Annotated in this window: 8 protein-coding genes; all 8 read right to left on the reverse strand. The window is 73.7% G+C overall.

The annotated features are described in order from the left end of the window. A partial coding sequence (locus ACIQOV_RS16475; RefSeq protein WP_401049113.1) for an AfsA-related hotdog domain-containing protein occupies positions 1–915 on the reverse strand: 915 nt, incomplete at its 3' end. A gap of 64 nt (positions 916–979) precedes the next feature. Next, positions 980–2,149: an alpha-hydroxy acid oxidase gene (locus ACIQOV_RS16480; protein WP_401049114.1), complete on the reverse strand. Its 1,170-nt coding sequence runs from the start codon at positions 2,147–2,149 to the stop codon at positions 980–982. After that, the gene (hppD, locus tag ACIQOV_RS16485; RefSeq protein ID WP_401049116.1) at positions 2,146–3,243 is read right to left on the reverse strand and encodes a 4-hydroxyphenylpyruvate dioxygenase; all 1,098 of its coding nucleotides are present in this window, start codon (positions 3,241–3,243) and stop codon (positions 2,146–2,148) included. The genes ACIQOV_RS16480 and hppD overlap by 4 nt, the downstream gene beginning before the upstream one ends. Positions 3,244–3,377: 134 nt before the next feature. Then, on the reverse strand, positions 3,378–3,590 hold the full coding sequence (locus ACIQOV_RS16490; protein ID WP_401049118.1) for an MbtH family protein: 213 nt from the start codon (positions 3,588–3,590) through the stop codon (positions 3,378–3,380). A gap of 56 nt (positions 3,591–3,646) precedes the next feature. Then, on the reverse strand, positions 3,647–4,378 hold the full coding sequence (locus ACIQOV_RS16495; protein ID WP_401049120.1) for a thioesterase II family protein: 732 nt from the start codon (positions 4,376–4,378) through the stop codon (positions 3,647–3,649). Between the two features lie 91 nt (positions 4,379–4,469). Beyond that, positions 4,470–5,798, reverse strand: a complete 1,329-nt coding sequence (locus ACIQOV_RS16500) for a PLP-dependent aminotransferase family protein (protein WP_401049122.1) — start codon at positions 5,796–5,798, stop codon at positions 4,470–4,472. 43 nt (positions 5,799–5,841) lie between these two features. Next, positions 5,842–7,137, reverse strand: coding sequence for a cysteate synthase (locus tag ACIQOV_RS16505; protein WP_401049124.1), 1,296 nt, complete (start codon positions 7,135–7,137; stop codon positions 5,842–5,844). A 485-nt stretch (positions 7,138–7,622) separates the two neighbouring features. Further along, positions 7,623–8,147, reverse strand: a 525-nt coding sequence (locus ACIQOV_RS16510) for a hypothetical protein (RefSeq protein ID WP_401049125.1), incomplete at its 5' end; no start/stop codon positions are given.

Below are 8,147 nucleotides of genomic sequence, written 5' to 3' on the forward strand. Positions count from 1 at the left end.
CCGGGTGGGGCGGCGGGAGGAGACCGTGCAGGCGAGCGGCAGGTCGGTGTCCCCGAGGCCCCGGTAGGAGGTCCGCCAGTGGGTCAGGACGGCGTGGCCGGGCTCGAAGCCGTGCAGCTCCGCGGCCACCAGCAGGGACGCCTGCCGGGAGGCCTCCAGGAACAGTGACCCGGGGATCGGGCCGTCGGCCGCCGCGCGGAAGAGTCCGTGCTCCGGGGCCGGGTCGACCGGCAGCAGGAACTCCCCGTCGAGGACCCTGAGCGGCGGACCGACCAGCACGTTGCGCGGGTCGCTCCGTCCGACGCGGGCCGGGCGCAGCGCCCCGTCCGCGCCGGGCGCGGACACCGCGCAGGAGTCGTTCAGGCTCTCGCGCCTGCCCCGGGCGCGGTGGCTGCGGTGCACCCCGGGCATGACGAACACCAGCCTGGTCCGGTTGAGTCCGCAGTTCACTCCGTCGATGGCCACCCGGGCCACGCACTCCAGGCCGCGCGGGACGCCGTTGACCACGTCGCCCGGGGTCAGGGTGAGCTCCATGGCGAGGTGGGCGGCCCGCCCGGTGCGGCGCCACGGCGAGAGGTCCAGGACGTCGACGCTGCTGGAGGCGAAGGCCTCGGGCCGGTCGGCCGGGACCCGGAAGTACTGCTGGGCGATGAAGTGCGCCGCCTGGTGCATCGTCTCCGCCGGGAACAGGACGTCGTGGAAGGTGCCCGGACCGTCGGTGAACAGCTCGTGGTCGTCCGGCAGTTCGGCCGACAGCACGAAGTGCTGCTCCTCCGGGGCGGTGGTGTCCAGGGCGAAGCCCTCGGCGGTGGAGGGGCGGCGCAGCAGGTGCAGCGGCGCGGCGGGCCGGCCGCCGGTGGGGAAGGGCCCGTCCGGTCGGGCGGGCGGGTAGGGGAACGGGAGCGCTGTATCCATGGCAGTGGTCCTCGGGTCGGTGGCGCCCGGAGCGTCGGGTCGGGTGGGGGCCGGGGCCCCGGGGCTACCCGTGCGGCGCGGAGACCGTCCGCAACGGCGCGGAGGTGACCACGCGCAGGGACCGCGCGGCCTCGACCGAGTCGCAGCCGGCCAGTCCGAGCGCGTCCCGCAGCTCCTCGGTCAGCATGCGCAGGACGTCGCCGACCCCGGCCTGGCCGCCGGTGGCGAGGCCCCAGAACACCGGGCGGCCGACCAGGACGCCGTCGGCGCCGAGCGCCAGGGCCTTGACGATGTCGCTGCCGGTGCGCACCGCGCCGTCGACCAGGACCTCGCAGCGGCCGTCCACGGCGTCCCGGATCTCCGGGAGCACCGCCATCGGCGGTACGGCGCCGTCGAGTTGGCGCCCGCCGTGGTTGGAGACGACGATCGCGTCGACCCCCTGGTCCGCCGCCTGCCGGGCGTCCCGGGGATCGAGGAGGCCCTTGAGGACCAGCCGGAGTCCGGTGCGCTCGCGGAGCCGTTCGATGTGCCGCCAGGAGAGCGAGGCGGTCATGAAGGCCTTGGTGTGCTCCGCCACCGCGGACGTCCGGGACCCCTGGGCGTGGGCCCGGGAGGCCGAGCCGTCACCGAGGTGGGCGGCCTGGACGTCCAGCGGCAGGGTGAACTGGTTGCGCACGTCGCGCAGCCGGCGTCCCATCCAGGGCAGGTCCACGGTCAGCATCAGCGCCTCGCAGCCGGCCTGCTCGGCCCGGTCGACGAGGTCGAACAGCCTGGCCTCGTCGTTGAGCCAGTACAGCTGGAGCCAGAGCCGGCCGCCCTGGGCGGCGATCTCCTCCAGCGGGTAGCTGCTCAGGGTCCCGGTGACGAAGGGGACGCCGGCGTCCCGGGCCGCGCGGGCCACGGCGAGTTCGCCGTCCGGGTGCACCAGCCGGTGGTAGGCCATCGGGGCGACGGCGATCGGCGCCGCGGCGTCCCGGCCCAGCAGCGGGGACGCGGTGGCGCAGTCGGCGACGTCCCGCAGGACCCGCGGCACCAGGTGGAGCCGGTCGAAGGCGTCGCGGTTGGCGTGCACCGAGGACTCCGTGCCGCTGCCGCCGGCGACGAAGTCCCAGATGTCCGGCGGCAGGACCGCGGCGGCTGCCCGCTCCAGGTCCTGGAGGCAGGCGGGTTCGCGCTGCCACCGGGCGGCGGGCTCGTCGCGGACCGCCGGGGTGGGGAAGGAGGGGGCGGTCACCGCGCGGCACCGCCCTGCTTCGCCCGGTCCAGCTCGACGGCCTCGTACAGCGCCTTGATGTTGGAGCTCCCGAAGGTCTCCGCGCCCAGGCGCTCGATGACCTCGAAGAAGAGGGTGCGGCGGGGGTGGGCGGAGCGGGTGAAGATCTGGAACAGCTGGCCGGCGTGGTCCTCGTCCACCAGCAGGTTCCACCGGCGCAGGTCCTCCAGCGGGTGGTTCTTCGGGGTCAGCCGCCGGCCGAGGAGGTCGTAGTAGGAGCCGGGGGCGGTCAGGAACCGCACTCCGCGCTCGGACAGGGCGGTGACGGAGCGCACGGCGTCCTCCACCGAGAAGGCGATGTGCTGCACGCCCGCGCCGCCGTGGCGGGCGAGGAACTCGTCGATCTGCCCGGGGTCGGCGGTGGTGTCGGGTTCGATGACGGTGAAGGTCACCGTTCCCGAGGGGCTCTGGACGACCTTGGAGTCCATCCCCTGGGAACCGGTGACGATGCGTTCCTCGAAGATGGTGTCGAAGCCCAGGACCCGGCCGTAGTGGTCGACGGTCGCCTGGAGCTCGCCGGCGTCGACGCACACGGCGAAGTGGTCGATCCGCCGGAGGCCGACGGGCGGCGCGACCTCGCGCGCGGCGGCGAGGGCGGACGGGTCGACGACCAGTCCGTGGGGCAGCGCGGGCGGTGCGGCGCCGTCGTCCGGGACGAAGGTGTGCACGACGTCGCCGAAGCCGCCGACGGTCGCCGTGGTGCCGCCCGCCGGGTGCGGCGCCGGGGCGGCCACGGGCCGCGCGCCGCGCCGGGTGGCCTCGGCGAAGGCCGCGGTCACGTCGGGGACCCGCAGGGCGATGTCGGAGACCCCGTCGCCGTGCCGTGCGGTGTAGGCGCCGGCGGGGTGGTCCGTGTCCCGGCTCTCGGTGAGGACGAGCGTGACGTCCCCCTGGGCGAGGGCGGTGCTCCTGAGGCCCGTTCCGGTCGCCACCTGCGGGGCGACGACCCGGAACGCGTACTGCCCGACCCAGGTGGCCGTGCCGGCCTCGATGTCGTCCACGCACAGCTCGACGTACTCGATGCCGAGGTTGCCGTAGACCGCGGACCCACTCACGTGATTCTCTCCTTGGAAATGTCGCAGGGCTCCACCGGCGCGGGGCGGGCGCGCCGGCCGCGCAGGCTCGGGGGGCGTGCCGTCCGCTGCCCGGGGCGGCCCGCCCCGGGCAGCGAACGGACGTGCGGCGGCGCTCAGTCGGCGGCCATGGCCTCGACCAGGCTCTTCGGGCGCATGTCCGTCCAGTTGGCCTCGACGTAGTCCAGGCACTCCTGGCGGCCGGCCTCGCCGAACGCGGTCTCCCAGCCGGCGGGCACCTCGACGGAGGCGGGCCACAGCGAGTGCTGCCCCTCCGCGTTGCGCAGCACCAGGTACGGGGCGTCGTTGTTCTCGAACGGGTTCGTCACTGTCGTCTTCCTTAGCGGTGGTGGTGACGGCGCCGCGGGTTCGCGGCGGCCTCGGTTCAGTCGGCGGCCGGGACGCCGAGCCGGGACAGCACGTCCCGCAGCAGGCCGGCCTGCTGGTCGGTGAGGTAGAAGTGCCCGCCCTCGAAGGCCCGCGCGGTGAAGGACGCCCGCGTCACCGGGGCCCACGCGGCCACCGACCCGGCGTCGGTGTCGGCGTCCTCGTCCCCGTAGTACGCGACGACGGGGACGTCCAGGACGGCACCGGCGGGATCGGCCCGGTACTCCTCCACGATGCGGTAGTCGGCCCGGACCGCCGGGAGCACCAGCTCCAGCAGGTCCGGGTGGTCCAGCGCGGCCGTCTCCGTGCCGCCCAGCTCCTTCAGATGCCGGACGAGTTCCCGGTCGGGCGCGGTCGCGTACGACTGCTCCGGGACGCTCTCCCGCCCGGGGCCGGACCGCCCGGAGACGAACAGGGCGGTGATCCGGGCGCCGTGCGCCTCCTGGAGCCGGCGGGCGGCCTCGAAGGCGACCGACGCGCCCATGCTGTGGCCGAAGAACGCCAGCGGCCGGTCGAGCAGCGGGAGGCACTCGGCGACCACCGGGGCCACCAGGGCCTCCATGGTCCGCGCGGGCGGTTCGAGCAGCCGGTCCTCCCGCCCCGGGTACCGCACAGCGAGCAGCTCCACGCCGTCGGGGAGGGACGGCCCCCACGCCCGGTAGAAGCTCGCCGCGCCGCCCGCGTGCGGGAAGCAGACGATCCGGGTGCGGGGCTCCGCCGACGGTTTCACTACTCGCAACCACTGGTGTGCTGGGCGCACGTCTTTCCTCTCAGCCTCGGTCTCGATGGCACCCCGGGGGCCCGCGCCGCGCGGGCCGGCCTCACCGCGCGGCGGCCGCGGCCTGCTCCCGGACGAAGCCGGCCAGCCGGTCCAGCCCCTCGTCGATCTCCGCGGGGAGCAGGTGGCTGAAGGACAGCCGCATCACGCGGCGCGGCTCGGAGTCCGCGTAGAAGTGGTGCAGCGGCGTCCACAGCACGCGGTGCCTGCCGGCGCTGAGCTCCAGCAGTTCGTCGCTCGCCGCGAAGGGCACGGTGAGCAGCAGGAAGAACCCGCCGCTCGGGGTGTTCCAGGAGACGCCGGGCACCTGTCCGGCGCCGAACCGCGCGGCCAGGCCGTCGAGCATCAGCCGGAGGTTCGCGCGGTACGTCTCCCGCTCGCGCGCGTTGGCCGCCCGCAGGCTGTGCCCGTTCTCCAGCAGCTTCCCGGCGATGACGGCCTGGGCGATCGGCGAGGTGTTCACCGTCGTCATGCTCTTGATCTTCGCCAGCTCGTCGGCCAGCAGGCCGGCCCCGCCCCGCGGGCCGGTGACGGGCTGGTCCGCGACCACGTAGCCGACCCGGGCGCCGGGGAGCCCGGTCTTGGCGAACGAGCCGAGGTAGACGACGCGTCCGTCGGTGTCGAGGGCCTTCATGGTCGGGGGCCCGTCGGGGTCGCCGAGCAGGCCGTACGGGTTGTCCTCCAGCACCAGGAGGTCGAGCTCCGCGGCGGCCCGCAGGGTCCGCAGCCGGTCCTCCCGGCTCATCCGCACCCCGCCGGGGTTGGCGAAGTCCGGTACGAGGTAGAGGGCCCGCGGTCGCCGGCCCGCCGCCCTGGCCTCCCGCACCACGGCGGTGAGGTCCGCCAGGTCGACGCCCGCCGCGGACTCCCGGACCGGGAGCAGCGGCATGTCGACGAGCTGGGCGGCCCCGTGCACCCCGACGTAGCTCGGCGTCACCGCGAGCAGCACGTCCTCGGGGGTGGCGCGCAGCGCCCGCAGGGTCAGGTAGAGCGCCTCCTGGCAGCCCACGGTGACCACGACGGCCTCCGGGTCCACCACGATGCCCTCGTCGACGGCCAGGTGGGCCGCGACCAGCTCGTGGATGACGCCCTTGGTGCGGCCGTACTGGAGGACGGTGCGCCGGACCTTCGCCTCGTCACCGTCGAAACGCTCGGAGAGGTGGCGGCGGTAGACGTCGAGGTGGCGGTGGACGTCGTCGAGGTCGAAGTAGCCCTCGAACGGTCGGCCCGCGGCGAAGGACACCGCGTCCGGGTAGTCCTGGGACACCTCGTTGAGAAAGTTCATCGACGCGCTCACCGGGGAGCCCAGCGATTCGTGCAGGTCCCGGACGTCGAGGGGCAGGGACGAGCCTGCCACGGTGCGGTTGCCCAACGGGCCCACTTCCCTTCTGACGGTTCGGCTCGGAGGTTCCGGCTCAGCGCACGGAGGCGACGGCGCGCGGTCGGCTGCCGGTCGCGAAGGCGTCCAGCACGCGCGCCGCGACCTCGTCGGGGGAGTCGCCGCGCGAGACCAGCCATGCCCGCGGCGCGGCGGCCGGGGCGTCGGCGTACAGCCTCCGGCGTCCGCCGCCCGTCACGTTGAGCAGGCAGGTCGCGTCCGGCGCGAGCCGCCCGTCCCGGACGGCGTCGCGCAGCGCCGCCACGGCGACGGCGGCCGCCGGCTCGATGTCGATGCCCTCCAGCTCCTCGAACATCGCCCGGGCCGCCTCCGCCTCCGCGCGGCCGGCGACCAGCATGTCGCCGGAGCCGGCGCGCAGGACGTCCCGGACACCGCCGCCGACGAGGTAGGGGGGCGTCGCGTTGGCCAGCTCCGGGGCGTAGAGGCCGAGCGGTGCCGCGGCCCGCGCCGGGTCGTCCGGCTGCCCCTGCCACGCCCGGCTGAGCGGGGCGAAGTCCGCGTTCTGGCACAGGAGCATCCGCGGGACCGACTGCCCGTCGGCGGCACCGGAGGCGATGACGCGCTCGGCGGCCTCGTGGACGGCGATCGCCCCGGCTCCGCTTCCCACCGCCTGGACGTAGACCTCGGGAAGGACCCCCATCTCCTCGAAGGCGGCGAGGGCGACCACGCCCAGCCCGTCGCGGCGGCCGACGTTGCGGACCCCGCCCTCGGCGAAGAACCCGGGACCGCAGGCGATCAGCTTCCGGCTGAAGTCGATCGCGTCGTTGTAGGTGGCGTCCTTGAGTGCGACCACCTGGACGTCCGCCGAACCCGCGTCGGCGGCCGCCACGGCCGGCAGTGCCCGGCTCGGGACCACCAGCAGCCGAGGGACTCCCTCGCTCCGGGCCGCGGCGAAGGCCGCCGCGGTGTTGCCGGCCGAGGCGATGACCATCACACCGGCCTGCTCGGGGGTGCGTCCCAGCACCGCGAAGGCCTCGAACTCCTTGAAGGAGCCGGAGGTCATCCGGCAGCCGCGTTCGGGCCAGTACCCGCTGAAGGAGATCCACAGGTCGGTCAGGCCGAGGGCCTTCCCGAGCCCCGCGCTCCGGTAGACGGCCGGCCGCTGGGAACCCTCGACCTCGCGTCGGACCGGAAGCCAGCCGTAGCGGAAGATGCCGGACCTCTCCGGCGTGACGGTGAACCGCTGTTCCGCGTACTCGCTGCGCAGCAGGGTGTCGTCCCCGCATCGCGGGCAGCTCAGGCAGAGCCCGTCGTCGGAGCTCCGCCAGTCGCAGCCGGCGCAAACGAGCAGGTAGGTACAAGCAGGATCCACGAGGGTGCGTTCCTTTCGCGTCGAACGGCGTCCCCGCCGTGGGCGCACCTGTCCGCGGACATCGCGGACCGGCCCCTGCCGCACGGTCGGAGGCATGCGTGTTCAGCCCTTTTCCGGCGCGCACCGGGACTTGCCGGGCACGCCGAAGTGCGACGCGCGACAATCGCGGCGTCGATATCCGGAAAAAGGGAAAAGACTGCCTGATAAACGCCTCGGCGGCCTTCGGATGGAAGGGGGCCGATGGGCTTTATGACATGTTCAGGACAGATTTCAGAGAGGTGTGGCCCCGAAAAGAAGGATTGCTGTGGACCCTGATGGAATGGGTCGGAAACTGTTCATCATACCCCGTTGTCCCCCGACGTGTGCAGCAAGCGTGTTCTGCAGGCTTGCGAGTGACCAGCATAGACGCCGCAATCGCAGTTTTCCTGTGACCGGGCTCACATTGCAGGGCTTCTGAAGATCGACTTTACTGTCCTGACGCCTGCTCAGGAGCCCGTCGGATGTTGGCCGAGTCTGCCATCCGGACGCGGGAGCGGCGATCGCCGCGCATGGTTCATCATGTGCGCTTCGCGTGGCGAAGTGTCGGCAATACGGGGGAAAGTCAATGTGTGAGCGTTGTGGCGGGAATGGTCTCGCCGGATGTACCGAAGCGGGTCCTTCGATTCGCGGGCGGGGCCTTCGGCCCATTCCACGCAGGGGGGGTTCTGCGTCAATGCCCGCCATTTTCTCCACACTTCTTTCGCCGGCGCTTCACTGACGCGTCGGCCGGTCCGCGCCAGGATTGATCCGAAAGCGGACAGACCATGACCGGCCGCCCGGGATTCCCGCGGTTCCGGTTTCCCCGAGGGGGCGGCTCGGGCTGCCCGGCGCCGGAGCGGCCGCCGTCCGGCCCGCCCGCGTCCCTCGTCGCCCGCCCGATTCCGCGCCCGGCCGCCCTTGCTGTTGAAGTGGTTGGCGATGACGAAGACCTTCTTGCCGCGGAAGGAGAACTGGCCGACCAGCGGCTTGCG

Source organism: Kitasatospora sp. NPDC091257, assembly GCF_044757675.1.
Classification (GTDB): domain Bacteria; phylum Actinomycetota; class Actinomycetes; order Streptomycetales; family Streptomycetaceae; genus Kitasatospora; species Kitasatospora lactacystinica.